Source organism: Pseudoalteromonas rubra (genome assembly GCF_000967655.1).
In the GTDB taxonomy this organism is placed as follows: Bacteria; Pseudomonadota; Gammaproteobacteria; order Enterobacterales; family Alteromonadaceae; genus Pseudoalteromonas; species Pseudoalteromonas rubra_A.
The window spans coordinates 59158-85092 of the sequence record NZ_JXYA01000041.1; the positions used below are offsets into that span (position 1 = coordinate 59158).

The window sequence follows — 25935 nt, forward strand, 5'->3', positions numbered from 1 at the left end:
TATTATATTGCCTGCTGTAGTGTGTGCAGATCGACTGACTGCACTTCAACAAGCTTATTTAATTGTGACGTCAATAGATAGATGGGTTTGTCACTATCTACCGTCATTTTGACGTGAAATAACTCTTCGTGGCCCTGGAGCTCAAGTTGGGTCAGGCGAAACCCGCGATGACGGGCGACGCGCAAAAAACGCTCGACTGCGATGGCCTGGTTGTTTACCGCTACGGTGAGTTGGTGTTTCATGGTGTTCGCTCCGTCAAAGGAAGTAAAATTAACTTTGCTGCTGCGTTTGCGTCAGCATTTCATGGTTTGCAGCGCCCGGCGGCACCAAAGGCCAGACGTTTTCTTTATCATCGATACAGGCATGCAATATATAAGGCCCTGTCGAGGCCAGTAATGCATCGACCGCACCATCAACTTCATCTGCGCGGGTGATGGTCTGCCCCGGTATACCAAACACCGCTGCAAGCTGCACAAAGTCCGGGTTGTCTGACAAGTTGGTCTCACTATAGCGGCCATCAAAAAAGAGCTGCTGCCACTGACGTACCATGCCCAGGCGCTGGTTATCCAGAATAACGATTTTAACGGGCAAGTTGTTACGTCGTATGGTGGCCAGTTCCTGAATATTCATCATGATCGAGCCATCACCAGACACAGTGATCACCATGTCATCTGGGCGAGCAACCTGGGCACCGATGGCAGCCGGTAAACCAAACCCCATAGTCCCGGCTCCCCCACTGCTCAGGTGGTTGCTTGGGTGACTAAAGCGCATATGTTGTGCGACCCACATTTGATGCTGGCCCACGTCGCAACACACCACGCCGCTGTCTGGCATCAAACGACTCAAGCGGTTGAGCAGATAAGGGGCGAACACTTTGTCGCCGGGGTAGTCGTAGCGCCAGGCGTGTTGTTCGGCCAGCGCGCTGATATGCGCTCGCCAGGGAGCCGGCGTCAGTTCGCCCTGTAATAAAGGTAGGGAGACTTTTAAATCAGCAATCAATGAAGCCGCAGCCGGTTTGCGCTTGCCCACTTCAGCCGGGTCAATGTCCAGGTGGATCACTTTGGCGGCGGCGGCAAATTTAGCCAGATTGCCCGTTACCCGGTCATCAAAGCGTGCACCGATACACACCAGTAAATCGCACTTCTGCACCGCCAGGTTCGCCGCCTGACCCCCATGCATACCGAGCATCCCCAGGTCATACGCATAGTCGGGCTTGACGCTGCCCAGCGCTTTAAGCGTCGACACCGCAGGCATCTGTGTGCGCTGCAAAAAAGCCATTAACTCGGCCTGCGCATCCGCACTGTGAACACCGCCACCGACATAGGCAACCGGCTTTTTCGCCTGCGCCAGCAGCGCATTGGCCTTATCCAGCTCAAAACTCGACAACGGGGTTGGCTGATAAGCCTCGGCCTGCCAGGCATGAAAAGGCACCTGCGCTTGCTGAATGTCTTTTGGGATATCCACCAGCACCGGACCCGGGCGGCCAGACTGAGCGATATGCATTGCCTGCTGTAATACTTCAGCCAGATCTTCACCGCGCTCCACCATAAAGCTGTGCTTGGTGCAAGAAAGTGACATGCCCAGTACATCGACTTCCTGGAACGCATCGGAGCCAATCGCGGCCGTGGGCACCTGGCCGGTGATCGCCAGCAGCGGTACCGAATCCATCATGGCATCGGCCAGTGCGGTGATCAGATTAGTGGCACCCGGCCCTGATGTGGCAAAACACACGCCCAGCTTGCCAGTGCTTCTGGCATAACCAACCGCCGCAAACCCGGCGCCTTGCTCATGACGCGTCAGGTAGTGCTTTAGCGGCGCACCGTACAGCGCATCGTAAATCGGCATGATGGCTCCACCCGGATACCCGAATACCGAACTCACCCCTTGTTTTACCAGCATGTCTATAACCAATTGTGCGCCTGTCATTGTTTTGCCCATTGCCCTTTGTCTTTGAATTTGGCCCTAAAACGAAAAAGCCCCCCGAACTTTTCAGTGCGGGGGGCTTTTTGCTAATACTTTTCGAACAGCACTAACCAGCCCCCGCGGTAATAATAATCACCACGTTGATAACCACGACTAGTAGAGAAACTGTTTTTAACATGTCACTGCTCTTTTTAAATAAACGATTAGGTTGCACATACTTTAGACACGCCTTAAGCGCGCTGCTGTGCTCTTTTTTTATTAGTAACCCGTGAGACCCTAACAAGTCAACCCCAAAAACTATGCTCTTTTTTCATCTAAAGCGAAGCATAAATAAAACTTTATCCAAAAAGCAGCGACTTTAGAGATAAAAAATACCCTTTTTAAACATCCTCTCCCTTTTGAGCTGACGTGAATGATCTTTCCCACACAATTCATTCTTTCCAGTCACATCATTAAATTTTTGTGATTTACTCTGAGAATTGTCTATGATGTGCCCACTTTTTAACATTTGGAGGACGCCATGCCTCACTTTATTCGCCTGACACATCTAATGGGTGTGCTCTTTATCGCCCTGTTTAGCCAGCTTGCAATTGCGCAACCCGCACTATGGAGTGTAGAAAAAAACGGGGTAACCTCTTACCTGTTTGGCACTGTGCATGTGGGTGACAGCAAAATGCACGGCCTGGATAACCGTATCAAAACGGCCATAGCAAACAGTCAGACGGTGGTAGTCGAGCTAAACACGCAAGCCATAGGTGCACTGGAGCTGCAACGCAGAACCCTGCCCTTTATGCTGCAAAAGCAGGGCCGCACCCTAAAAACCAGTTTATCCGCCGAGACCTATCAACAAATCCAGCGCTACTTTTCTGAGCGCCAGATTGACATAGCCCTGTTCGATAATTACCAACCCTGGTTTGTGATGCTGACGATTTTGCAGCTGGAATATCAAAAAGCCGGATTCAGTGAAGAATTTGGCATTGATAAACAAGTCATAGAGTATGCCGCAGGCTTAGACAAACCCATTATGGAACTGGAAAGCCTGGAGCAGCAACTCGCCTTGTTCAGCGCTTTGGGCATTCAAAGCGACGCTATGCTGGTCGACACACTCAAGCAGGTGAAAGACTTTGACAGTTACTTTACCAAGATGATCAACGCCTGGAAAAATGGAGATTATCAGCAGCTTGATGTGTTTTATAAGCTCAGCTTTGATGACAGCAAATATGGTCAGCAAGCCGAACAGGTGATGCTCATTGAGCGTAACAATAACTGGGTAACAAGCCTCACCCCTAAGCTTGCCAACAGGTCTCATTTTATTGCCGTTGGTGCGCTGCACTTGCCACAACAGCATGGCCTGATTAAGCAGTTACAGGCTCAAGGTTTTAAGGTGGAACGCATCAAGTGACTATCTTAAACGCGACTTTTTTGTGTCTCTTTTAAACCTTCTCGATTTACTTCGCGTCTCAGAGATATCAATACCCTACACTCGAAGGACAACAGGATGAGAAAAAATATTATGATTGGGGCACTGCTGGTGCTCAGTGCCGCCGCGCAGGCAAAAGAGACACGCACACTGACACAGACTTTTGAGCTGGCCGACAGTAAAGAGCTGGAAATTCAGTTTCCGATTGGCAAACTCAAAACCGAAAGCCATACGGGCAAAACCATTGAGGTCACCATCGTCCTTGAGCCTGCTGAATACGACCTGGATAACATGGCAGGTGTGCTGGAAGACGTGCAACTGGACAGTCGCCGGGCAGGCGACGACTTGAGCCTGAGCATCAATAATAAGTATGTAAAACAACACTGGACTGTGAAAGTACCCGAGTCGATGGAGCTGGATGTTGAAATTGATGTCGGCAACGTCAAGCTGCTCGGATTAAACAATGATGCCGATGTCGAAATTGGCGTCGGTAATGTCAATATAGAGTCGAGTGCTAAAGACTTTCGCCGCGTACGATTTGACTCGGGTGTAGGAAAAACCCGCGTATCCGATCTGCCGGGTGAAGCCAATACCGACCGTAACATGGTCGGTGAAACGTTGCGCTATCGCGGTGATGGTGAACATAGTCTCGATATCGAAGTAGGCGTTGGCAATATTACTCTGCGTCGCTAAACGATAAAATTTTGCCCAGGGCGCGCTCCAGTGCCGCCTGCTCTACCGGCTTAAACAAATAGTCGGTCGCGCCCAATTGCATGGCCGACTTAATCGCCTGCTCAGAGGTGTTTGCCGTCAGTACCAGGATCGGTGTCGATAACATCAGGGTCTGGCGGATCTCCTTGATGGCTTTAAAGCCATCCATGATGGGCATGTTCAAGTCCATCAGGATCACATCAAAAGATTGATGCGCTAGTACGTCAACAGCCTGCCCGCCATGGCTGGCATGAATGCTAGTTATGGCCATACTCTCAAGCATTTTTTCGATGATTTTGGCATTCAATTGATTGTCTTCTACCAGCAACACTTTACTGTTGCGGGCCACACCACTGACTTGCTCCGGCTCCGGAAGCCGCTTCAAAGGCACACTGAGCAGCGCTTTTGTGCCGTGCGGCTCACGGGCAACAAACGCCAACTCACCAGACATAATCGCCAGCAGCAGGTTGCAGCGTGCCAGACCCAGCTGCAAGCCCTGAAAGTGGTGCCCATTCGGATTGTTTTCCGTGGGCGGTGCATTAACCAAGGCAATATTAAAACCCGGCCCGCTGTCTTCTATTTCACAGTAAAAGCGCCAGTTCACTTCTTCATCCTGCGCGCTGACCTGTTCAACCCGGGCAGACAAGCTGACGCCGCCCTGCTCTGTAAACTTCACTGCATTATCAAGTAACTGGCCTATCACCCAGCTCAGACGTTCATGATCGCATTCAAAGATTTTTTCGCTGTGGCTGTTAAAGTGATAGCTAAAATCCAGGCCTTTCTCTCTGGCTAACAACCGATAAGTAGCGACAGGCTGCCCCAGCGTGTCGGTCAGCCGAGCCGGATGGCAATTCAGTTCAGGTTCCTGTTCGTCAGACAGTCGGTTGTAGTCTTCCACAGACGCGATCAGGGCTTTTAACTGCTGGGCCGCCTTGTTCGCCTGCGCCAGATAACCCTCACGCTGAGATTCCTGGTACAAGTGCAAATACCCTAGCACCGCCTGTAACGGGGTTCGCAATTCGTGGCTGGCACGGGCCAGAAACATCGCCCGGCTTTGATTGGCATGCTCTGCTTTTTGGCGTGTTTGCTGCAACCGCTCAATGGCGCTGGCGATACTGCGCTCCATCGGAAAAAAGATCCACTTAATCTCCGCCAAAAGCAGAAAAAGCCCCAGCAACCACATCAGCAGTTGCAGGTTTCTGAGCCGCTCTATCTTGCCATTGGTAAAGTCTTCGAACAGCAATACGGCATGATCCAAATCTTGCAGCAACAACTGAGAACGGGTGTGAATTTCCTGGATCTGACTTAAACTGGGCTGATTAGCTGCGTTTGATAACAGCGCCATGTACTGTTTTAACTGGTTATCCAAGTCCCCTGGCTGGGTAAAATACCAGCTATGTAGTTCTTCATTCAGGTGCACATAATCGTCGCCATCGCGCATCAGCAAAAAGTCATGGTTACTTTGCAACAGCTGCAATGCATTGCTCAGAGCCTGACGGTTTGCAGCCACATTTTGCTCACCCATGATGATCACATACTCCAGGTGCAGCGCCGCTTTTTGCGACAGCATACGCTGCATACCCGCAATATTAATTACCCTGGCGGCCTGTTTTTGCTGCTCCAGCAGATACAAAGTCAGCCCGGTTGTCATTGTCAGCAACAACAACATAATCACCAACGCGACCAGGTATTTCAGGCGATAGCGCGTAACTAGATTGTTCAAATCATCCCTCCATATGCCAGCCTAATCATCCAGGCGCCAGACTCTTTTCCAGTTTAGATTAAATTTCAAACTTTTGCCGACAGTGGCTTGACACCCAGACGGCCAAAATGTTTCAATGCGCTCGTACCCTATTTTATCCAGACGGCCATGCATCCAAAAAGCGTGGACGTCTTAGGGCTGGAAGAGGTGCGTTATTCAGGTATTTGAGTGGAGGAGAGCAAACTCCCGCGAAACTCAAAGAGGGGAATTAACGCCGAGAAGCACTGCGTTTTGCTTACGTAATGCTTCGGGCGACTGGGTTGAATCCCAGCGACTGTCACCAACACATTTGGTGGAGAGCTTCTGGTCTTAGAAACAATATGGCCAGCGGCCTATTCTTTTTAAGTCCATTGCTCTTCGAATTTTAAACGGTTCGGAGCGGGACTCTTTCCTGACTACCGGACCAGCAAGAAGTTCGGTAGAGATGAAATCACACGTTCAGTTATCTAACCAGTTATCTGACTACCCGTTATGGACGGCTTTGGTCACGCCCTTTGATGCATGCGATCAGGTCGATTATCACAGTTTACAGCAACTCGTCGCACAGCAGGTCGAGGCCAACAATGGCATTTTGCTGCTTGGCAGTACCGGAGAAGGCCTGGCCCTGACCCTGGCCGAACAACGCAAAATCGTCGAGTTTGTCTGCGCGCTCGCACCTGAGGTGCCAATCATGGTGGCCGTTGGCGGCATTAATCTGGCAGCCCAGTTAGAATGGGTTGAGTTTTGTAATAGCCAAAATATCGATGCCCTGCTACTGGGCTCGCCCGTTTATGCCAAACCCGGAGTAGTGGGTCAGACGCAGTGGTTCGACGCGTTGCTCAGTACCGCTGAGGTGCCCTGTATGATCTACAATGTCCCCGGGCGCAGCGCCGTTGCAATCGCGCCCGAAGTACTGACCAATCTGGCACATCACGACAACCTTTGGGCACTCAAAGAGGCCAGCGGCGACATAGTCACGTTTGAGGCCTTTCGCCGTGCCTTGCCTACTTTGGCCATTTACAGTGGTGACGACGCATTGATGCCCTATTTTGCACAAGCCGGTGCGGCCGGATTGGTTTCTGTGGCAGCCAATGCCTGGCCCGCCCAAACCGCAGAGTTTGTTCGCCGTGCATTGAGTGGCACCAGCCCCAACCTGTTTACCACCTGGGCCGATGCCATCCATAGCCTGTTTGCCGTCGCTAATCCCATCCCGGTAAAAACGCTGATGCACTTGCAGGGCCAGCTGGCAACGCCACACCTCAGGCCCCCACTAACACACTTGGAACTGACAAATCACGCGGCACTACATGCCGCCAACGAACAGATTTTATCCTGGAATTAAGAGACTCCCTATGACCTGGTCAACACTATTAGATAATTTAGAAAACGGTTCACAACGTGCAGCAAGTCAAGACGAGCACGGTAACTGGCATGCCAATGTCGAAGTTAAAGAAGGTATTCTGGCAGCCTTTCGTGCCGGTCAAAACACCGAATATCCCGGTGGCTTTGTCGATAAAGACAACCTGGCGCCACGCGGCTTTGCCGCCGAGGATGCGGTTCGTATGGTGCCCGGAGGCAGCAGCGTGCGCCGCGGTGCCTATGTAGCCCCCGGCACCATCATAATGCCACCAGCCTACGTCAATATCGGTGCCTATATCGACAGCGGCACTATGGTCGACAGCCACGCGCTGGTGGGCTCCTGCGCCCAGATTGGTAAAAATGTTCACCTCAGTGCGGCTGTGCAGATCGGTGGCGTACTGGAGCCGGTTGGTGCCAGCCCGGTGGTGGTTGAGGATGATGCGTTCATCGGTGCAGGCTGTGTGCTGGTCGAAGGCGTTGTGGTAAAACAAGGCGCGGTGCTGGCACCGGGAGTGCGCTTGTCTGCCAGTATCCCGGTCTATGACTGTGTCAATGAGCGTACGCTGGAAAAAGGCGAAGCCATTCCCCCATTTGCCATAGTGATCCCCGGTTCGCGTCCGGCTTCCAGTGACTGGGCCAAAGCACAAGGGCTGAGCATGTCCTGTGCATTGATTGTCAAATACCGCGACGAGCAAAGTGACGCCTCATTAGAACTTGAAGAGGTGCTGCGCTAATGACCACTTTGAGTACGCCATTGCACGAGCAACTGACGGCCCTTTGCAGCGATCTTGACACCCCATTTTTTGTCTACGATCTGGATGCTCTGAGCGCCCATGTCAGCCAACTCACTGCACAGAATGTGGTGAAACTCTGGTACGCCGTTAAAGCCAATCCATTATCCAGTGTGCTTAACACCCTGGATGACGCCGGCTTTAACTTTGATGTTGCAAGCCGGGGCGAGCTCACGCAGGTACTGGCTCAGGACATTGCGGCCGAACGCGTACTCAACACAGGGCCGGCCAAATCTCCGGCCCAGATCCAACATTTTCTCGATGCTGGCGTCACCACCTTTGTGGCTGAAAGCCTGAACCAGGTGCGCTGGTTAAACGATGCGGCACAACAACACCAAACAACCTTAACTGTGCTGCTGCGTGTGCAATTGCGCTGGCCAGCAGGCGACAAAAACCCACTCGGGGGCGACAGCCTGACCCCGTTTGGACTCGGGAGTGAACAGTGGCAGCAACTCACGCTGAGCGACTATCCGGCGCTGGATTTTGCGGGTCTGCATATTTTCCAGTGGGGCAATATGCTGGATGCGGCAAAGCTGGCCAGCTTATGGCAACAAATGGTGTCGCCTCTGAAGGCATTGAGTAACCAACTGGGCATGACGCTGAGGATCCTCGATCTGGGCGGCGGATTAGGCGTGCCTTATGAACCGGAGCAGCAACCACTTGACTGGGATCAGATTATCGACAGCCTGGCCGCCATCAAGGCCGAAGCGGGCGTGCAGGAGCTGTGGATGGAGTTGGGCCGCTATGCGGTCGCGCACTGTGGCTACTATCTGAACCCGGTTGTAGAGCAAAAAGAAAACTATGACGAACATCAGCTGATCCTTGCAGGTGGTATCAATCACCTGCTGCGCCCGGCCGTAACCGGACAGGCTTTTCCGGTTCAGGCACTGCGCGCATCTGCTGCCGCTGATCGCCAGTATCATTTGCATGGCCCCTTGTGTACCGCACTGGATCACCTCGGGACGCACCCTCTGCCTGAGGACCTCGGGTATGGCGACTGGCTGATATTCAGCCAGTGTGGTGCCTATGGCTTTACCGAAAGTATGCCTTACTTTCTGTGCCATGAACTGCCGGCTGAATATGTCTTTAAACAGCGCCAGCTGTACTGCATCCGACAAAGTGAAAACGCCGACTATTACCTGAGGTAAGCATGAACACAATCACTCAGCAACACATTCAGGTTGGTGAAATCGCCAACGGCCTGCCTTTGACCATCCCGGTCTACCGACTGCAGGGTAATGGCAGCGGGCCAAACGTGTATATTCAGGCGAATATGCATGGCGCCGAAGTGCAGGGTAATGCGGTGATTTATGCACTGCTGGAGCAACTAAAACACCTCACCCTGGCGGGAGATATTACGCTGGTGCCTTATGCCAATCCGATTGGCTGCAACCAGAAATCCGGTGAGTTTACCCTGGGGCGCTTTGATCCCATTACCGGGGTAAACTGGAATCGCATGTATCATGATCACAACGCTCTGGTACAGCACTGCCTTGCAGAGCACGGTGAAGACTCAGATCAAGCGCTCATCACCGCCTTTCGTACGCAGTTATGTCAGGCAACCGAGGCACTGCTCGATGCGCCTGCACATACCCTAACGACGGGCAAACGTATTGCGCTGACACTGCAAAAACTGGCGCATCAGGCCGATATTGTCCTGGACCTGCACACCGGCCCAATTTCGGCTAAGCACTTATATTGCCCGGAATACGCCACAGACAGCGCGCGCTACTTTGATATTCCCCACGTGTTGTTGATCCCCAATGAATTCGACGGGGCGATGGATGAGGCCAGTTTCTGTCCCTGGTGGCAACTAAGTAGCGCCTTACAAGCGCAGGGCCGCGACTTTCCCGTAGCCGTAGAAGCCTTTACCGTGGAACTGGGTTCTCAGGAAAAAATCGACCTTGACGAAGCGGTGGAAGATGCCAACAGCATCCTCAGCTACCTGACGCACAAAGAAGTGATAGCAGATGGCAGTCATCAACCAAAAGGCATCAAACGCTATGCCTGTGCGCTCAAAGATTACCTGACCTACTATGCGCCCATGGGCGGTATGGTGGAATATAAGGCACCGCTGGGCGGACACATTAAAGCAGGCGACTGCATTGCGCGAATTTTGCGTATGGAGCAGTACCTGTCTGAAACGCCTTTACATACATTGCGCCTTGATAAAGATGCCATTGCCATCCTCCATTTCGCCTCGGCGAGCGTTAATCAGGGCACTGAATTATATAAGTTTTTCACAAACTACTATGAGCTATAGCGGCCCTTACTAACAGGCCAAAACCCCGGTTGGTATGACCTCTAGAAGGAAGCAAAGATTGCGTGAGAGTAGGTGAGCAAACCTCACTTGCTAAGGTGGGGCGGCAACATACGTTGTCGCCGGCCTTTTTAATCTGGCATACAAATTTCATTATGACCCGAGTAACAGTCTCGGCCCGTCGGGCAACCCAAGAAAACTGCGGTATCGCAACCAAACGAGTTACAGGCTGGATAGCCAGAGGCCCCTGCACCAATGTGGGGTGTCTGAGCCAACCCTAATTGCTGATCATGACTCAGTTGTTTAATACGTTTTTTGTTCAGTGATATTTTCATTTCAATCTCCTTTTATGCAGTTTGCTTAACTAACCTACTGCTATGTTGAACAAAAATCAACCACCCATACCTTGACAAAATGACAGATTGTCATGCTTTGTCCTTCTTCGTTTTTTCTTTACCATGATACTATGCTTATCTATTGCTATTGACTAAGGACTGCCTGCTTATGAAACTCAGGATGCTCGCTGCGTTATCTTTGCTGACCTCTTCTGCTGTGCTCGCCACTGAACAGGACGACCCGGACGACTTAGAGCTGATCAAACAATGTGTACTGAACGAGATCATTGCCGGAGATCAACAACAAACCGTTGCACAGCTCAAAGCCTACTGCCAAAAGCTGAACGAAACCCGCCTCAGTAAGCTGGACCGCCGCATGGCACGGGAAATGGTGACAGAAAACAACCGTAATGTACTGACACCACACAACCGCAACTATATTTTGCCGGCGACCTATGTCAAAAACCCAAACTCCCGGCCCTTTGACGGCTTAAAAGCCATCCAGGAGGAAGAAGGCGAGCCTCTCGATCATATGGAGGTCAAATACCAGATCTCGATGAAAGTGCCCCTGTATCGACACTTTGAAGACAAAGATCAGGCGGTGTATGTTGGCGTGACACTGCAATCCTACTGGCAGCTTTATAACAAAGATATTTCTTCTCCGTTTCGTGAAACCAATTACGAGCCGGAGATCTTCTGGGTTAACTTTCTGGACGATGAAAACGTGCTGTGGGGTGACGAGATGGCCATCATTCTGGGCGCATCACACCAGTCAAATGGCCGCAGCCAGCCGAACTCGCGTTCCTGGAACCGCCTTTATGCCAACTTTATCTGGGAATATGAGGGCTTCGTATTTAGCTTTAAGCCCTGGTACCGCCTGCCGGAAGATGACAAGCCAGAGCCGCTAGCGGCAAAAGGCGATGATAACCCGGATATTCATAAATACATGGGTTATTTTGAGCTCAGTGGTGCCTATCGGCATGGCAAGCATGAATTTGGTTTTATGACCCGGAACAATTTTAACAGCGACAACCATGGCGCCATACAGCTCGACTGGTCATTTCCTTTACTGGGCTCTTCGCGGGTGCGTGGCTATGTGCAGTACTTTAATGGCTATGGCGAGAGTTTAATTGACTACAACGCCCATATTCAGCGTCTGGGCCTGGGTATTGCAGTCACCGATCTGCTCTAAGCTCACTATCACGGCCTGCTGGCGCAGGCCGTACCCTTATTTGATAACCACAAATATACCTTCAAATTTCGCCACCAGCACATCGCCATCATAGACGTTCACCGGCACCCGGTATTTCGCTTTGCCCTCATCGTTGAGTGCGCTCAGCTCACCACTACACTCAGCCAGTGTCACCGTCGCACAGGGTGCGGTCGTCAGGGGTTTAAGATACTGAATATTGGCATCCGCCAACACAATATTCCCTTCCAGGGCCAGCTCTTTGAGCGCCAGGTAAGTCGCCCCCCAACCGGTTAAGGTCGCCATGCTGTAAACCGATCCGGCAAACATCGAGTTATGCAGGTTCAGGTTTGCTTTGAGATCGGCACGGGTTGAGAACTGCCAGTCGGTATAGCTTTCTACCTTAATGCCCATCGCATCGCTGATGGGGATCGACTCGCGCCAGGTATCCTGTAACACTTGGGTCCATTGCGGGTGGCGGAACCAGCCCGGCTCACAAGGGCGCTGTTTAACCATTTTCCAGTGCTGCACATCGCCATAAGACAGGTGGGCTTTTTCAATCATTTTGTAGCCATGGCGCTCATAGAAGGCCAGCGCCCGCTCTCTGGCAAACAGCACCAGCTCTTCGGCTTTTTGCGTCCAGGCGATTTTTTCCAGCTCATGCAGCAAGCGGCTACCAAGGTGATGACCACGATGCGCCTCATCAACCGCCATGTAACGGACCTGGGCTTGCTGTTGATTATTAAAATGCAGGCGGGCTACACCAAGCACCTGACCTTCGTTATTTTTGATATAACGATGCTCAGCTTCCTGCTCAAGGTCGTCCTGCTCGCTGCCTCTGGGCTGATCCCAGGGGGCCCGCAAAACCTGCCATCGTAATTGATAATACGCTTGCCAATCTTCACTGCTCTGTGGCGCTGTTATTTGAAACATGGTGACTCCTGTGCTTTTCCTGTCGCCGAGGCGATACGCTCGGCCTGTGCAACCTGCTCCCACTTTTTTACGGGGAACTTTTGTCTAATTTATGGACCTTACCTTACAAGAAAAGTGGGCAACAGGGAATGATTGGCCAGATTTGGCCAATTTGTCATGTAAATTCAACGAAACGCGCTGGCAGAACTGTGAAGCCCAGCTATGCTGATGTAACTATGCAAGATTTTATAACCGAACCCGGCACCATCAGTAACGAGTTTGTGCACCAGAGTCATCAGCTCGGGCACCTGCTGTATTGGCACAAGCATGGCAAAATCAGCATACAGGTACGTCAGGAAAAATCCTTACGCTGGTTACTGATAAACGACACACTGCAATCCGTGATTGAACTCAATCATCCGGAGAAACTGCTTTTTCCGCATTTACAGGTGTTAGCTGCGTTGTGGCAAAAATGCCCCGCGCCTGGCAAAGTGCTGGAACTGGGGCTTGGCGCCGGTGCCATCCGGGATTATCTGCACATCAGCTACCCGGACTGCCAGATCACCTCTATCGATAATAACCCGGATATCATCCACTGCTACAAGCGCTATTTCGGCGGCGATCCTATCTCAAATGTCAGCTGCAGCGATGCCTATCAGGCACTGGAAAACAATGGCCATTATGACTGGATCATCCTGGATTTGTTCAGCCAACTGGATGCGCCGCGGTTTTTGTACGAACACAAGTTTTACACACAAATTCGCGCCACATTGAACGAAGGCGGGCGACTGTATATTAATTTTCTTGCAGAGCATGATTCGCAACTAAAACAGCTCGAGCACCTGCTTATCACCAACTTTGGCAAAAAACCCTTCGTACACAAAGTGCCCGATTACGCCAATCACATTATTTCACTGACACGCTGAGCGCACTCTCGATTACACCGACAAGTTAAAGGTCACCGGGCCATCGTTGCACAGGCTCACCTGCATATCGGCCGCAAAACGGCCAGTGGCCACACGCAACCCCGACGCTTTTGCCTGAGCAACAAAGTATTCGTAAAGCGCTTCGGCTTGCGCCGGTGTGGCTGCAGAAGAAAAGCTCGGCCGCATGCCTTTTTTGGTGTCCGCTGCCAGCGTAAACTGAGAAACCACCAGCAACTCACCTTCGATGTCTCTCAGGCTCAGATTCATTTTGCCCTGTTCATCGGTGAAAATACGATAGTTACTGATTTTGTGCAGCAAGCTGTCTGCACTTTTTTGCTCGTCGGCCTTTTCCACGCCGAGTAACACCAGGATCCCCTGGCCAATTTGACCGACACATTCTCCCTCGACCACCACACTGGCCTGACTGACTCTTTGAATTAATCCCTGCACTGTTACCTCAATGGTTTGCGGATATGATTGATAATGCGCCTAATGTGCCAGCTTACACAGCAGCAGATCAGCAGCGCGACGTATGGCTTCGGAATATACTGCATTTGTGGCGCAGTGCCCAACTTCTTCGAGGATCAGCAAGCGGGCATTGAGTTGATCCGCCAGTGCCTGGGCCATGGCAAAGCGGCAAACATAATCGTGGCGGCTATGGATCATCCAGACCGGTAAATGCTTGAGCTGTTCGGCCTGATGAAAGATCTGTTGCTCTGGAATAAAGCAGCGCGAGTTAAAATAGTGCACCATGATCCTGGCCTGCTGTACCACAGCCTGTTCATGGTCCAGCTGATAGCGCTGTGCCTGACTGCCCACGCTCAGCTGGCGGTCCCAGTCATGCCACTGCTGCGCTGCCCGGCGTACTGCCACTTCGTCATCACAGTGGAGTAACTGCGCGTAGCGCGCCAGTACCGCCTTGTAGTCAGCCTCTCCCTGACTGAACATCTGGTAGCGCTCTGGATAGAATTGGGCGCCAACACCACTGACGCCATACAACCACTGTAAATCACTCTTACACGCCAAAAAAGACGCCCACAGTATTAGGCCCTGCACCCGCTGTGGATGACGCTGAGCGAACAGCAATGCCAGCGTTGCGCCCCAGGAGCCACCGGCCAGTACACACTGGCTGATGTCCAGATAAGACAGCAAATGGTCTATATCTTGTAGCAAATGCTCGGTGGTGTTAAACGTGAGTTGTTGCGGCGAAGACTGGCCACAGCCGCGCTGGCTGTACAATATAATGCGATAGCGTTGTGGGTTAAAATAACTGGCCGAGCTGCGACACAAGCCGCTGCCCGGGCCACCGTGACAGATCACCACCGGGATCCCGGTCTCCAGACCAAACTCTTCTACGTGTAGCTGGTGTCCATCAGACACCGCCAAATGAAAACTCCGTCGCGGCGACTCCAGCCGATATAATTGCGTCATTGCACACCTCTTTATTCTGGTGTGTCTTGATCCTCACAATCCTTTTCGGACAAACAGGCAGTAAATTCGGCCCCTAACAGCACCACCATCCAGGACAAGTACACCCAGACAAACAAAATAGGCACTGTGGCCAGGGCACCGTAGATCACCTCATACGAGGGGAAATGGCTGATATACAGGGCAAAGCCTTTTTTAGTTAGTTCAAATAACAAAGCCGCAAAAAACGCCCCGGGTATCGCTGCCTGATAAGACACGCGTGTATTTGGTACTAAAGTATAGAGCATAAAAAAGCCTGCCATGGAAATAACATAGGGCAAAAGCTTCAATAAGAAACCGCTGAACCCCGGGATCCCCTGATCGGCAAACGATACCAGCGAAACGATATAAGAGGTCACCCCTATGCTGGCACCCAGCAATACAGGGCCCAGTGTCAGTACCATCCAGTAAATCGCGAAGGAAATCATCATAGGCCGGGACTTTTCAACCCGCCAGATGCGATTGAGCGCCGCATCCACATTGCGGATCAGTAACAGCGCAACCGCCGTCAAAAAGCCAATCCCCACCGCAGTCATCTCATTGGCATTGCCGGTAAAGGCACTGATGTGGGATTTAATGGTGTCTGTTGAGGTGGGCACAAAGTTATTAAAAATAAAATTTTCTATCGCATCCCGGGCATCCTGAAAGCCGGGGAAGGCACTGAAAATTGCCACCCCAACTGCCACCAGCGGGATCAGTGATAATAAGGTCACATACGCCAGATAGCCGGCGTTGATGGTCAGTTGATCTTCCTGACAACGTTTAAAAAAGCGCTGCCACCAGTCGGGCTGGCTTCTAACCAACGCACGACATTGCAAGTCAAGACGTTGCAACCGCAGGCGCCATAATTCATTCATCATTACACAGGTTTACAGAGTGAGTTTTGCACATCTTACCAATCCCAGTCATAATTCATAGGGTCAGATTTAAGTATAAGCCGTTATGTATCAACTGCATTAGGAAAGCCAATGAACAATTCTGTGTTAACAACGAGCCTCATTATCTTAAGCCTGAGCCTGCTCAGTGCCTGTCAAAGCGCGTACTATGCCGCCTGGGAAAAAGTCGGGGTGCATAAGCGCGAGATTTTAGTAGACCGTGTGGAAAATACCAAAGAAGCACAACAGGTCACGCAACAGGAGTTTCAGTCTGCGCTGGAGCGCCTGACCACTTTGATTAACTTTGATGGTGGCGAATTGCAAAGCGTGTATCAACAACTCAATGATGATTACCTCGCCAGTGAAGCCGCGGCGCAGGACGTGCGCACCAACATAGACAAAGTAGAGGATGTTGCTGAAGCCCTGTTCTCAGAATGGCAGGATGAGCTGACGCAGTATTCGAGCGCCAAACTCAAGCGCCAGAGCGAGCAAAAACTGCGTCAAACGCAGCGCCAGTTTGAAAAGCTGCTACGCTCAATGCGCGCCAGCGAAGCCAAAATGCAGCCGGTCCTGGATTCGCTCAAAGACAATGTGCTGTACTTAAAGCACAACCTCAATGCCCAGGCAATTGCCGCCATCAAAGGTGAGTTCAGTGGTTTAAAACGCGATATTCAGTCGCTCATCACGGATATGAATCGCTCTATTGAAGACTCCAATGCCTTTATCGCGAGCATGAATAATACCAATCAGCCATAAACGAGACGCCATGTTCAGCAACGGTTAGCTCAGCCTGTTAACCGTTGCTACCGAGCTACCCGGCATAGATCACCTGCAAATCGCAGTTAAAGATGGGGATGGCGGCATAACTGCGATGTCCCATTACCTGATAAGTGGCAGCTGGTTTCTCTCCAAATCGCGTTTGCACTGTGTGTGACGTAACTTGATAGGCTTGCTGGATGGTCCCCTGACCGCTATCCCAGATCAGAGTTAGATAAGGATGGTTATAGAGCCACTTCCCTTGCGTCATTGTGTCCGTAAGCAACCAGTCTCCCGTTGTCTTTAGCTCAATCTGAAATGCGTCCAACGCGCAATTGTGTGAAAACACGACCTCAGGCAGAGCCACTTGCGTCAGCTCACCGGGAAAGTACAGGCCGTAGTTTCCTTCACTGAAACGATGATATTCGCCGTTAAACTCCTGCACATCGAGCCCGCTATAGCCTAACGCTTGTACCACCTCAGACAGCTGTGAGATCAGCACATCATTTTGATCCGCGGGAAAACGATTCAGACGGACAGTATCACTGTCACTGTTGTACTCTACAGGCACAGCAAGGTCATTTAAGACATAGTTTATATTGGCCTGCTCTAACTGGCTCACCAATATTTTTTGCTCTGTGTCGTCCAAAGACGAGTGAAACACATGTACCACAGGATGAGTGCTGCAGGCGCTCAGCAACACGCACCCAACCAAAGACCATAACCGCATGAAAACTCCTTATTCTTGTTATTATGGTCTGAGTAAATCACAGTCGCTCAAGCGCTGTCCAATATGTCAGCACATCTCGCGGGTTCAATGGCTGCGTGTCAGCCAGTTTTGCACTGCGGTTTTGGGATACACAATCTCTTTAAACAAGCGGTGGCGCTCAAACTTCAGCTCGCTTTCCTGACTGGGTAAGCCAGCTTGTACCTGGCTGTGATGTTCATTAAATCGTGAGATCAGTGTCAATTTGTCTCTGCCCTGATTGAGCTGAGTATTGAGATAACCACGCACATCATCTGCTGTCATTAATCCCGATGCCTCTAAGTTCATCAGATCTTTTTTTAGTGCAGAACGGATCCCCATGGAGTGTCTCCTGTTGTCATAATTTACAAAAGCCGCAGCGAATGACTGCTAAAAGCGACGGCCCTGGGCCGCCCGACTCCGATCGGCGTGCAAGATACACACCAAATGCTGCAATTACATTAAAGACACGGTGACAAACGAAAAAGTTTCGTGGTTCACCGCAGCGTCGCGCTATACTGTCGCAAAACATCCAGTGAGGTTGTGATATGAATCAAGAATATATCGAAATTGAGCTCGAAGAAGAGCCAATTGAACTTTGTAACCTGTTAAAAGTATTAGACTTTGCAGAAAGTGGCGGGCAAGCTAAGCAGCTTATTGCGGCCGGATATGTGGGCGTTAACGGCGAACTTTGTACGATTAAACGCAAGAAATTGTACGCCGGTGACACCCTCTATTTTAACGAAGAAACCTTTATGCTGACCCTGGCAGAAGGTGCCACTCCCGCCGAACGCGGCCAGCCAACACCGCCAGCTGCGCACCAAAGCAGTGCACCTTCGGCTTCTGATAAAGGCAAAAAGTCCAGCCAGTCAGGCAAAAAACGACGCAATAAGCAAAAGAATAATGTCGACAGTGTGACGGGCAGAAAGCCCATTTCGTTTGGATAAACCGGAGCGTATCACATGAGTATCTGGTATCGACCTGTCACTTTGGCAGAGTGTCAGGCGCTGGATGAAGGCCATCATCAAAAAGGCACCCTGATGAAAACCTTAGGGATCAGCATCAGTGAAATTGGCGATGATTACCTGGTAGCCACTATGCCGGCGACCCCGGCACACCACAATCCGCTTGGCATGGTCCACGGTGGTGCCAACGTGGCTCTGGCCGAAACCGTGGCCAGCTATGCGGCCAACTTTGTGGTCGACTTTGAACGGTTTTATTGTGTTGGTCAGGAGATCAATGCCAATCACCTTAAAGCATCACGCAATGGTACCCTCACCGCCACAGCCCGGCCTTTGCATCTGGGTCGACGCACCTCGGTTTGGGAAGTGAAAATCGTCAATGCACGGGGCGAGCTCTGCTGTATTGCCCGTATGACCGCCGCCGTTGTTGAACGTCGATGACATTAACCGCTGCCCGTTTGATATATCCATGGACCACGTAGATACAGTGATCATTGGCGCCGGGGTCGTAGGCTTAAGCCTCGCGGCCCGCCTCAGTCAGACCCGCCCGGTGCTGGTTATCGACCAGATGGGACAATTCGGCGAACACACCAGTAGCCGCAACAGCGAAGTGATCCATGCCGGACTCTATTATGATGCGCACAGCCTCAAGGCGCGCCTGTGTGTGCGTGGTAAGGCCTTGCTGTATGAGCATTGCGAGCGCTTCCACGTACCGGCTAAACGACTCGGTAAAATTTTATTCGCGCGCACAGCCGCAGAGCAAGACAAGCTGGCTGCTATCGAGGCGCAGGCAAAGCGCAATGGCGTACACGACCTGACCCCACTTAGCCAGGCACAAATTGCCGAGATGGCACCCGGACTGCGTGCCAGTGCTGCACTGTTTTCTCCGTCTACCGGCATTGTCGACAGTCATCAGTTGATGCTGTCTTTGGTGCATCAGCTGGAGCATGCAGGTGGTAACCTGGTCTGCCACACCCGCTTTGACTCGGCACAACCAACAGCCAACGGATTTAACGTGACCCTGGATTGTGACGGCGAAGACTTTATGCTGAGCTGTAATACGCTGATCAATGCAGGCGGCCTGTTTGCGCAGGATAATGCCAAACGCATTCATGGGCTGGCAGCAAACCACATTCCACAAAGCCATTTATGTCGTGGTCAGTATTTTTGTTATCAGGGTTCCCATCCATTTCATCATCTTATCTATCCAATGCCGGAGCAACACGGCCTGGGGATCCACGCCACGTTAGACATGGCCGGTCAACTCAGGTTTGGGCCCGACACCCAGTTTATTGATAAGCTGGATTACCAGTTGGACGCTCAGGCAAAAGCACGCTTTGTGGCAGCCATCCAAAGCTACTGGCCCGCACTGGATCCTGAACGGTTACAGCCGGACTATGCGGGAATAAGGCCTAAGTTATATCTGGATCAGGGGCAAGACTTTGTGATTGAAGGGCATCAACACCATGGGATTAACGGTCTTATCAACCTGTTTGGCATTGAGTCACCCGGCCTGACCGCCAGCCTGGCGATCGCCGAGTATGTTGAGGCGCAGCTTAAACGCTAGAGCTCTTCGAGCTTTTTGCTGCGCTCCTGCATCAGTTTTTCGATGTTCTGTGCATCCTGCACCAGCTTTTTAATGTCTGTCGGGCTCATGTTGGCGGGTAAATCTTTGGGAATGCGGCCGGCATCTTGCTGCTCTTTTAGCTGCTTAAGAATATCGGTGTTCTCCGCCGCCATAATGGTGATTTTGCTCGGATCCAGCGTCATTTCTTCACTCTGCCCACGGGCGTTTGGCCGATCTGAATAGTGCCAGTTGCCCTGCGCATCCTGCCATTTATAGATTTTACTGGGTTTTTGCTGAGGCGCCGGTTCATCCGAACTGTTTACGATGTCCACGGCCTTATCGAGCTGCTGCTTTGACTCGTCCAGTATTTGCTGGGCCTGAGTTTGCGCCTTGCCGAGGATATCATCCAGGCTCAACCAGGTGCGGCCGTCGGGCCGCTTTAGGACAAACAGCGATGCCACGCCGACCAGCATCACCATAATTAACAGATAAGTTGCGTACTTCATTGCGGCACTCCTTTTATATCGAGGCCATACTTTAACAGTATAGAGCGATATTCGGTAGAGTGACGAAAGCGCATAAAGAAATCACGAAATTTTGCGCAGCCCTTTAGCCCCAGCGTGCTGCGATTAAACTGTAACTGTAATGCCGCGGTATCGACCACCTGATGCACTTTAAGTGCAGTGATAAATTTGGGATTGCTCAGCTGTAGCCAGCGAATTGCGGGCAGACTCATCAGCGCAAAGCGACGGTCCTCTTTCACCGGCGAGGCGAGCGCATCCAGCATCTCCCGCTCAGAGTAAAACAGCTTCTGCTGCAACTGCCCAAGTCTCAGTGCTTCCTCTACGGTCGGATAAGTGTAGCCAAACCGGCCAAGCATAATGAAATCCTGATAACTCTGCGTGGGCACTGCGCCATCCTGATGAGTGATCAACACATCTTTGACCCAGTATAACCCCGGGCTCCAGCACATCGGGCTGTCACCCCGATACCAGGATTCAGACTCCATTCGCACCTGGACTTTGTCGTGGCTGATCAGCTTTTTTGAGCGCTCTTCCGGAATATAATCTACGTCCACCGGCGCGCCATTCAGAGTAAAATGGGTTAACAGCTCAGGGAGCACACCAGGACGCTCTGGATCGCCGGTCACAAAAGGCGGAAAGGCGTTGTAGGGTAAGGCGACACGCAACACCGACAACTCGCTTCCCGTCGGTGACAGGGGCGAGACAGCACTGTGACCACTGATTGACACCAGCAACAGAACAAACAGACTGCATATTGTGCGCATCGCATCCACCTACTCTTTTCACTTGTTAGTCACAGTGTAGCGTTTCTGTCTCATTTGTGACAAAAAAGCGGACCGGGCTGTATCGCCGGGTCCGCTTGTGATATTCGTGCTCTGAAAGAGACGTTTAAATGCCGTCCCCGTCAATGTGCAAGCCACATTCCCGGTTAAGGCCAAAGAAACGGGTTTCTTCTTCGCTCATACCAGGCTCAAGTTTACGGGTGGTGTGCACATCACCCATAGACACATAGCCTTGTTCCCATAAAGGATGATAAGACAAGCCATGTTTGGTCAGATATTGGTACACGTCACGGTTGTGCCAGTCGATGATCGGATACACCTTCACTGTACCTCGGCTGATCTCTAAGATCTGTTTGTCGGCACGGGTCGAAGATTGCTGACGACGTAAACCACTGAACCAGGTGCCTGCCTGAAGCTCTTTTAAGGCCCGGGTCATCGGCTCTACTTTGTTCAGCGTGTTATAGCGCTTAATGCCCTCTTCACCCTGCTCCCACAGTTTGCCGTACTTGGCTTCCTGCCACGCCGGACCCTGTTTCGCGCGATAGACTTGCAGATTCAGGTTCAGTTGCTCAGTCAGCTCATCAATAAACCGGTATGTTTCCGGGAACAAATACCCGGTGTCCGTCAGTACCACAGGAATATCTGGACGCTGACGGGTTACTAAATGCAGCATCACCGCAGCCTGAATACCAAAGCTGGACGACAAAATCGGGTTATCTGGCAAGTTTTCCAACGCCCAGATGACCCGCTCTTCAACACTTTTTTGCGCCAGCATGCCGTTGGCATCATTCAATAAAGCCTGCTGTGAGGCCTTATCCAGTGTCAGGATTTGTTTAAAGTCACTCATTACTCATTCCCAGTATTCCACCACAACTCAAAGCTGTGGTCAGGGGCGCCGAGCGCCCACTGTATTATGCATGGAAGTCGGTTTTAGATACCTTCACTTCAGCCACAATTTCCTTACGGATCACAAAGTCACCAAAACATTCATCCGGCTGACGCTCTTTGGCCCACTGGCCAATCAGCTCGTCCAGTGCAGGCAGGTACACTTCTTCACCGACATTTTCCAGATACAGTTTCGGGATCCGCGTCCCGGCACGGTTACCGCCCAGGTATACGTTGTATTTGCCCGGCCCTTTACCGACAAAGCCAATTTCTGCCAGCATGGCGCGGCCACAGCCGTTTGGACAACCGACTACGCGCAAAATGATGTCGTCGTCAGCAATTTCATGTTTGGCAAGGATAGCTTCCGTTTTTTCAATCAGATCAGGCAGGTAACGCTCGGCTTCTGCCATGGCGAGCGGACACGTTGGCAAAGACACACAGGCCATCGAGTTTTTACGCTGCTCAGTATGCGCATCATCAATCAGGCCGTGTTCACGGGCCAGCTGTTCGATTTCGGCTTTTTGCTCAGCCGGCACGCCCGCGATGATCAGGTTTTGGTTTGCTGTCATGCGGAAATCGCCCTGATGGATCTCGGCAATCTTGCGACAGCCGGTTTTCAGCGGCTTGCCCGGGTAATCCAAAATTCGACCACTTTGAATAAAGACCGTCAGGTGGTGCTTACCATCAATGCCTTCAACCCAGCCAATGCGATCGCCACGATGGGTGAATTCATACGGACGGCTCGGTGCAAAGGTCACATCGGCACGTTTTTCTACTTCCGCTTTAAACGCATCGGTACCAAAGGTATCCAGCGTATATTTGGTTTTCGCATTCTTACGATTCGCACGGTTACCCCAGTCACGCTGTACACCCACCACGTGTTCGGCTACCGCCAGCGTATCGTCCAGGCTGATAAAACCAAAGTCATCGGCCTTACGTGGGTAGGTGTTCACATCACCATGGGTCATGGCCAATCCGCCGCCCACCAGGACGTTGAAGCCAACCAGCTTGCCGTCTTCGGCAATGGCGACAAAGTTCAGGTCGTTAGCGTGCACATCCACTTCGTTATTCGGTGGAATAGTCACTGTGGTTTTGAACTTACGCGGTAAGTAAGTGCTACCTAGCACCGGTTCTTCTTCGGTGGTTTCCTGCTTTTCACCGTTGAGCCAGATCTCGGCATAGGCACGGGTTTTTGGCAGTAAATGCTCAGAAATGCGTGCCGCCCACTCGTAGGCTTCCTGGTGCAGTTCAGACTCAACCGGGTTGGTGGTACACAGTACGTTACGGTTTACGTCACCCGCAGTAGCGATGGAGTCAATGCCCACATCGTTCAGCGTCAGGTGCATTTCTTTAATGTGTGGCTTCAATACACCGTGGAACTGGAAGGTCTGACGCGTGGTCAGACGAATGCTGCCATACTCGGTTTTTTCTTCAGCAAATTTGTCAATCGCCAACCACTGATGCGGCTTGATGATCCCGCCGGGCATCCGCGCACGCAGCATGACGTTGTGCATCGGCTCCAGCTTTTGCTTGATACGCTCGGCACGAATATCGCGGTCATCCTGCTGATACATACCGTGGAAACGGATCAGCTGGAAGTTGTCGTCAGTAAATCCACCGGTCAGCTGATCGCCCAGATCGGTTTTAATGGTGCCACGCAGCAGGTTACTCTGGGTTTTCAAACGCTCGTTATCAGACAGCTTGGCGTTCGGGTCGAGCTTACTGTTGGGTTTGTAATCGCTATTGCTCATCTTTATTCCTAAATTCTTACACTGTGACGGTGTGTACAGACTAATCCCGCAGGATTAGTACACGTCTTTTTGATAGCGACCCGCGCTGCGTAACTCTTTGAGATACTCTTCAGCTTCCTCGTCGCTCTTGCCTGCATACTGCTTAACGATGTCTACTAATGCCTGATGAACGTCCTTGGCCATACGGCTGGCGTCTCCACACACATAAAAGTGCGCACCATTTTGCAACCATGTATACACGTCCTGACCCTTTTCGCGTAAACGGTCCTGAACGTAGATTTTTTCTGCCTGATCGCGGCTAAAGGCCAGATCAATGCGATTCAGTACGCCCGATTTCACGTACTTTTGTAATTCAACCTGATACAGGAAATCCTGAGTAAAGTGCGGGTTACCGAAGAATAACCAGTTATCGCCCTCAGCATCGCGTGCCTCGCGCTCTTGCAAGAAGGCGCGGAATGGCGCAATACCGGTACCCGGACCGACCATGATCACGGGCGTATTGTCATCTGCTGGCAAACGGAAATTGTCGTTATGCTCACTAAACACTTTAACTTGCGTGCCTTCCTCAACGCGGTGCGCCAGGAAGCCAGAGCAACCGCCCTGATGGGTTTCACCAAAGGCGTCAAACTCCACCAGACCCACAGTCAGGTGCACTTCTTCTTCCACTTCAGCCTGGCTCGACGCAATAGAATACAAACGTGGCTGGATCTTACGACAGCTGTCGACCAATGCCTGCGCACTCAGCGTACCAGGCTGTTGTTTGATGATATCGAAGATCTGACGCGCTTCGATGTACTCACGCAGCGCCGCCTTATCACCAGCCAGTGTACTTAGTTCTGCGTTATTCGTTGCAGCCGCATACTTTTCAACAAAACCAGGGTAAGACTGAGTCAGCTCCAGTTTTTCAACCAAGGCAGTACGCAGTGTCAGTGTCTCGTTACCCAGCGTGACTTCGCTGTCGCCTTTAAGACCAAGCAGGGCGATCACCTCGTCCACACGTTGTTCGTCATTGAGGAAGAAGACCCCCAGTGAATCACCTGGCTGATATTGAATGTCAGACCCTTCGAGCGAAATTTCGACGTGGCGAACATCTTTGGTCGAGTTACGGCCAGTGATCTTCTGCACCACAGAGATTTCTGCGCTGAACGGGTTTTGTTTGGTGTACTGGCTGGCATGGGCACCGGCCGTTGCCAATGGCATGGCCACGACGTTAGCACCGCCTTGTTCTTGCTGTGCCTTTAGCGCAGGTTCAAAGGCATCGAGTGCACTGTCAATCCAGGCTGTTGCCTGCTCTTCATAATCTACGTCCAGATCGGCACGGGCAACCACAGATTCGGCACCCAGCTTTTGCAAGCGCTCTTCAAAATCAATGGCCGTCTGACAGAAAAACTCATAGCTTGAATCACCCAGACCCAGTACCGCTACTTTAACACCATCCAGTTTCGGGGCTTTTTTACCGGCCAAAAAGGCGTGCAAGGTTTCTGCGTCTTCAGGTGGCTCACCTTCACCATAGGTCGAAACAGCCACGGCAATAAACTGCTCTTTCTTCAGCGCCGCAGGCTTGTAGTCAGCCATATTAACCAACTTGGTTTGCAGACCGCGTGCTTTAGCGGCACTTTCTAGTTGCGCCGCAACCCCTTTGGCATTGCCGGTTTGAGAGCCGTACAAAATCGTCAAAGGTGCCGCTTCTGCAGCAGCTGCAGGTGCCTGTCCTAATGTGCCGGCAAGTGCGGCGGTGTTGGCGTTGGCAGCCAGATAACCACTGACCCAGGCCTGCTGGATCGGATTAAGTTCCGCCACTAACCCCTGTAATTTTTGCAGTTGTTCTTGTGTCAGCGGACTGGCCGCGGCACTGAGTTGACTTAACAACATGATGATTGTTTCCCCATAACCCTTAGATAGCTTGCCCCGCCGAACTGCCCGGCGGTTCCACCCGCGCCCATAGATGCAATTCGGTCATTTTCTTAGCATGCAGGATACGCAACTCACCGCGCGACAAAAAGAACAGTATCTGCTTTGTTATTCCATTTGGTTATGGATATTCAAAAACTCCA

27 protein-coding genes and 1 riboswitch are annotated in these 25935 nt (G+C 51.6%); of the genes, 12 read left to right on the plus strand and 15 right to left on the minus strand.

Going from position 1 to position 25935, the window contains the following annotated elements; genetic code table 11:
• Positions 1-2: 2 nt before the first annotated feature.
• Together ilvM and ilvG are read right to left on the minus strand one after the other, a co-directional pair.
• Complete coding sequence (gene ilvM, locus TW77_RS16660) at positions 3-242, minus strand: acetolactate synthase 2 small subunit (protein ID WP_010383772.1); 240 nt, start codon at positions 240-242, stop codon at positions 3-5.
• A 28-nt stretch (positions 243-270) separates the two neighbouring features.
• Positions 271-1926: an acetolactate synthase 2 catalytic subunit gene (ilvG, locus tag TW77_RS16665; protein WP_046006157.1), complete on the minus strand. Its 1656-nt coding sequence runs from the start codon at positions 1924-1926 to the stop codon at positions 271-273.
• A gap of 517 nt (positions 1927-2443) precedes the next feature.
• Here ilvG and TW77_RS16670 point away from each other — a divergent pair.
• Positions 2444-3325 carry a TraB/GumN family protein gene (locus TW77_RS16670; RefSeq protein ID WP_046006111.1) on the plus strand — a complete coding sequence of 294 codons (882 nt, stop codon included), beginning with the start codon at positions 2444-2446 and terminating at the stop codon, positions 3323-3325.
• 96 nt (positions 3326-3421) lie between these two features.
• Entirely contained in the window at positions 3422-4036 is a 615-nt protein-coding gene (locus TW77_RS16675; protein ID WP_046006112.1) for a hypothetical protein, read from the plus strand.
• On the opposite strand, the gene TW77_RS16680 is transcribed toward TW77_RS16675, so the two are convergent.
• Positions 4020-5777 carry a response regulator gene (locus TW77_RS16680; RefSeq protein WP_052713238.1) on the minus strand — a complete coding sequence of 586 codons (1758 nt, stop codon included), beginning with the start codon at positions 5775-5777 and terminating at the stop codon, positions 4020-4022. The genes TW77_RS16675 and TW77_RS16680 overlap by 17 nt on opposite strands.
• Positions 5778-5950: 173 nt before the next feature.
• A riboswitch (Lysine riboswitch) is annotated at positions 5951-6127 on the plus strand.
• Positions 6128-6240: 113 nt separating this feature from the next.
• Here TW77_RS16680 and dapA point away from each other — a divergent pair.
• Genes dapA through TW77_RS16700 form a run of 4 tightly spaced genes read left to right on the plus strand, consistent with a single transcriptional unit; the run spans position 6241 to position 10208 of the window.
• Positions 6241-7137: a 4-hydroxy-tetrahydrodipicolinate synthase gene (gene dapA / locus TW77_RS16685; protein WP_046006114.1), complete on the plus strand. Its 897-nt coding sequence runs from the start codon at positions 6241-6243 to the stop codon at positions 7135-7137.
• A gap of 10 nt (positions 7138-7147) precedes the next feature.
• The gene (locus TW77_RS16690) at positions 7148-7888 is read left to right on the plus strand and encodes a 2,3,4,5-tetrahydropyridine-2,6-dicarboxylate N-succinyltransferase (RefSeq protein WP_046006115.1); all 741 of its coding nucleotides are present in this window, start codon (positions 7148-7150) and stop codon (positions 7886-7888) included.
• Positions 7888-9093, plus strand: coding sequence for a PLP-dependent decarboxylase (locus TW77_RS16695; RefSeq protein WP_046006116.1), 1206 nt, complete (start codon positions 7888-7890; stop codon positions 9091-9093). The genes TW77_RS16690 and TW77_RS16695 overlap by 1 nt, the downstream gene beginning before the upstream one ends.
• Before the next feature lie 2 nt (positions 9094-9095).
• Positions 9096-10208, plus strand: coding sequence for a succinylglutamate desuccinylase/aspartoacylase family protein (locus TW77_RS16700; RefSeq protein ID WP_046006117.1), 1113 nt, complete (start codon positions 9096-9098; stop codon positions 10206-10208).
• A gap of 128 nt (positions 10209-10336) precedes the next feature.
• On the opposite strand, the gene TW77_RS16705 is transcribed toward TW77_RS16700, so the two are convergent.
• The gene (locus TW77_RS16705; protein WP_046006118.1) at positions 10337-10540 is read right to left on the minus strand and encodes a hypothetical protein; all 204 of its coding nucleotides are present in this window, start codon (positions 10538-10540) and stop codon (positions 10337-10339) included.
• A gap of 169 nt (positions 10541-10709) precedes the next feature.
• On the opposite strand from TW77_RS16705, the gene TW77_RS16710 reads away from it, so the two are divergent.
• On the plus strand, positions 10710-11732 hold the full coding sequence (locus tag TW77_RS16710; RefSeq protein ID WP_046006119.1) for a phospholipase A: 1023 nt from the start codon (positions 10710-10712) through the stop codon (positions 11730-11732).
• Positions 11733-11768: 36 nt separating this feature from the next.
• Here the strand turns inward: TW77_RS16710 and TW77_RS16715 are convergent, their stop codons facing one another.
• Complete coding sequence (locus tag TW77_RS16715) at positions 11769-12662, minus strand: bifunctional GNAT family N-acetyltransferase/hotdog fold thioesterase (RefSeq protein WP_046006120.1); 894 nt, start codon at positions 12660-12662, stop codon at positions 11769-11771.
• Positions 12663-12877: 215 nt separating this feature from the next.
• Here TW77_RS16715 and TW77_RS16720 point away from each other — a divergent pair, with 215 nt between their 5' ends.
• Positions 12878-13567 carry a spermidine synthase gene (locus TW77_RS16720; protein WP_046006158.1) on the plus strand — a complete coding sequence of 230 codons (690 nt, stop codon included), beginning with the start codon at positions 12878-12880 and terminating at the stop codon, positions 13565-13567.
• Positions 13568-13579: 12 nt separating this feature from the next.
• On the opposite strand, the gene dtd is transcribed toward TW77_RS16720, so the two are convergent.
• Genes dtd through TW77_RS16735 form a run of 3 tightly spaced genes read right to left on the minus strand, consistent with a single transcriptional unit; the run spans position 13580 to position 15891 of the window.
• The gene (dtd, locus tag TW77_RS16725) at positions 13580-14017 is read right to left on the minus strand and encodes a D-aminoacyl-tRNA deacylase (protein WP_046006121.1); all 438 of its coding nucleotides are present in this window, start codon (positions 14015-14017) and stop codon (positions 13580-13582) included.
• A gap of 39 nt (positions 14018-14056) precedes the next feature.
• A complete protein-coding gene (locus TW77_RS16730; RefSeq protein WP_046006122.1) occupies positions 14057-14998 on the minus strand; it encodes an alpha/beta fold hydrolase in 942 nt (313 codons plus the stop codon).
• 11 nt (positions 14999-15009) lie between these two features.
• On the minus strand, positions 15010-15891 hold the full coding sequence (locus TW77_RS16735) for a virulence factor BrkB family protein (protein WP_046006123.1): 882 nt from the start codon (positions 15889-15891) through the stop codon (positions 15010-15012).
• A gap of 111 nt (positions 15892-16002) precedes the next feature.
• On the opposite strand from TW77_RS16735, the gene TW77_RS16740 reads away from it, so the two are divergent.
• Positions 16003-16665, plus strand: coding sequence for a DUF2959 domain-containing protein (locus tag TW77_RS16740; RefSeq protein WP_046006124.1), 663 nt, complete (start codon positions 16003-16005; stop codon positions 16663-16665).
• Between the two features lie 55 nt (positions 16666-16720).
• On the opposite strand, the gene TW77_RS16745 is transcribed toward TW77_RS16740, so the two are convergent.
• On the minus strand, positions 16721-17395 hold the full coding sequence (locus TW77_RS16745) for a hypothetical protein (protein WP_046006125.1): 675 nt from the start codon (positions 17393-17395) through the stop codon (positions 16721-16723).
• Positions 17396-17479: 84 nt separating this feature from the next.
• Complete coding sequence (locus TW77_RS16750; protein ID WP_046006126.1) at positions 17480-17752, minus strand: hypothetical protein; 273 nt, start codon at positions 17750-17752, stop codon at positions 17480-17482.
• A 206-nt stretch (positions 17753-17958) separates the two neighbouring features.
• Here TW77_RS16750 and TW77_RS16755 point away from each other — a divergent pair, with 206 nt between their 5' ends.
• Genes TW77_RS16755 through TW77_RS16765 form a run of 3 tightly spaced genes read left to right on the plus strand, consistent with a single transcriptional unit; the run spans position 17959 to position 19939 of the window.
• Entirely contained in the window at positions 17959-18357 is a 399-nt protein-coding gene (locus TW77_RS16755) for an RNA-binding S4 domain-containing protein (protein ID WP_046006127.1), read from the plus strand.
• A 15-nt stretch (positions 18358-18372) separates the two neighbouring features.
• Positions 18373-18813, plus strand: coding sequence for a PaaI family thioesterase (locus tag TW77_RS16760; RefSeq protein ID WP_046006128.1), 441 nt, complete (start codon positions 18373-18375; stop codon positions 18811-18813).
• Positions 18814-18841: 28 nt separating this feature from the next.
• Complete coding sequence (locus TW77_RS16765) at positions 18842-19939, plus strand: NAD(P)/FAD-dependent oxidoreductase (RefSeq protein WP_046006129.1); 1098 nt, start codon at positions 18842-18844, stop codon at positions 19937-19939.
• Here TW77_RS16765 and TW77_RS16770 read toward each other — a convergent pair.
• The 5 genes from TW77_RS16770 to TW77_RS16790 form a co-directional block, all read right to left on the minus strand.
• A complete protein-coding gene (locus tag TW77_RS16770; protein ID WP_046006130.1) occupies positions 19936-20445 on the minus strand; it encodes a DUF4124 domain-containing protein in 510 nt (169 codons plus the stop codon). The two genes, TW77_RS16765 and TW77_RS16770, sit on opposite strands and share 4 nt — an antisense overlap.
• Complete coding sequence (locus TW77_RS16775) at positions 20442-21227, minus strand: hypothetical protein (protein WP_046006131.1); 786 nt, start codon at positions 21225-21227, stop codon at positions 20442-20444. Before TW77_RS16775 ends, TW77_RS16770 begins: the two co-directional genes overlap by 4 nt.
• Before the next feature lie 124 nt (positions 21228-21351).
• Positions 21352-22092 (minus strand): phosphoadenylyl-sulfate reductase, encoded by a 741-nt coding sequence (locus tag TW77_RS16780; protein ID WP_046006132.1) that lies wholly within the window; start codon positions 22090-22092, stop codon positions 21352-21354.
• A gap of 64 nt (positions 22093-22156) precedes the next feature.
• The gene (gene cysI, locus TW77_RS16785) at positions 22157-23881 is read right to left on the minus strand and encodes an assimilatory sulfite reductase (NADPH) hemoprotein subunit (RefSeq protein WP_046006133.1); all 1725 of its coding nucleotides are present in this window, start codon (positions 23879-23881) and stop codon (positions 22157-22159) included.
• A 54-nt stretch (positions 23882-23935) separates the two neighbouring features.
• Complete coding sequence (locus TW77_RS16790) at positions 23936-25753, minus strand: assimilatory sulfite reductase (NADPH) flavoprotein subunit (protein WP_046006134.1); 1818 nt, start codon at positions 25751-25753, stop codon at positions 23936-23938.
• Between the last annotated feature and the right edge of the window lie 182 nt (positions 25754-25935).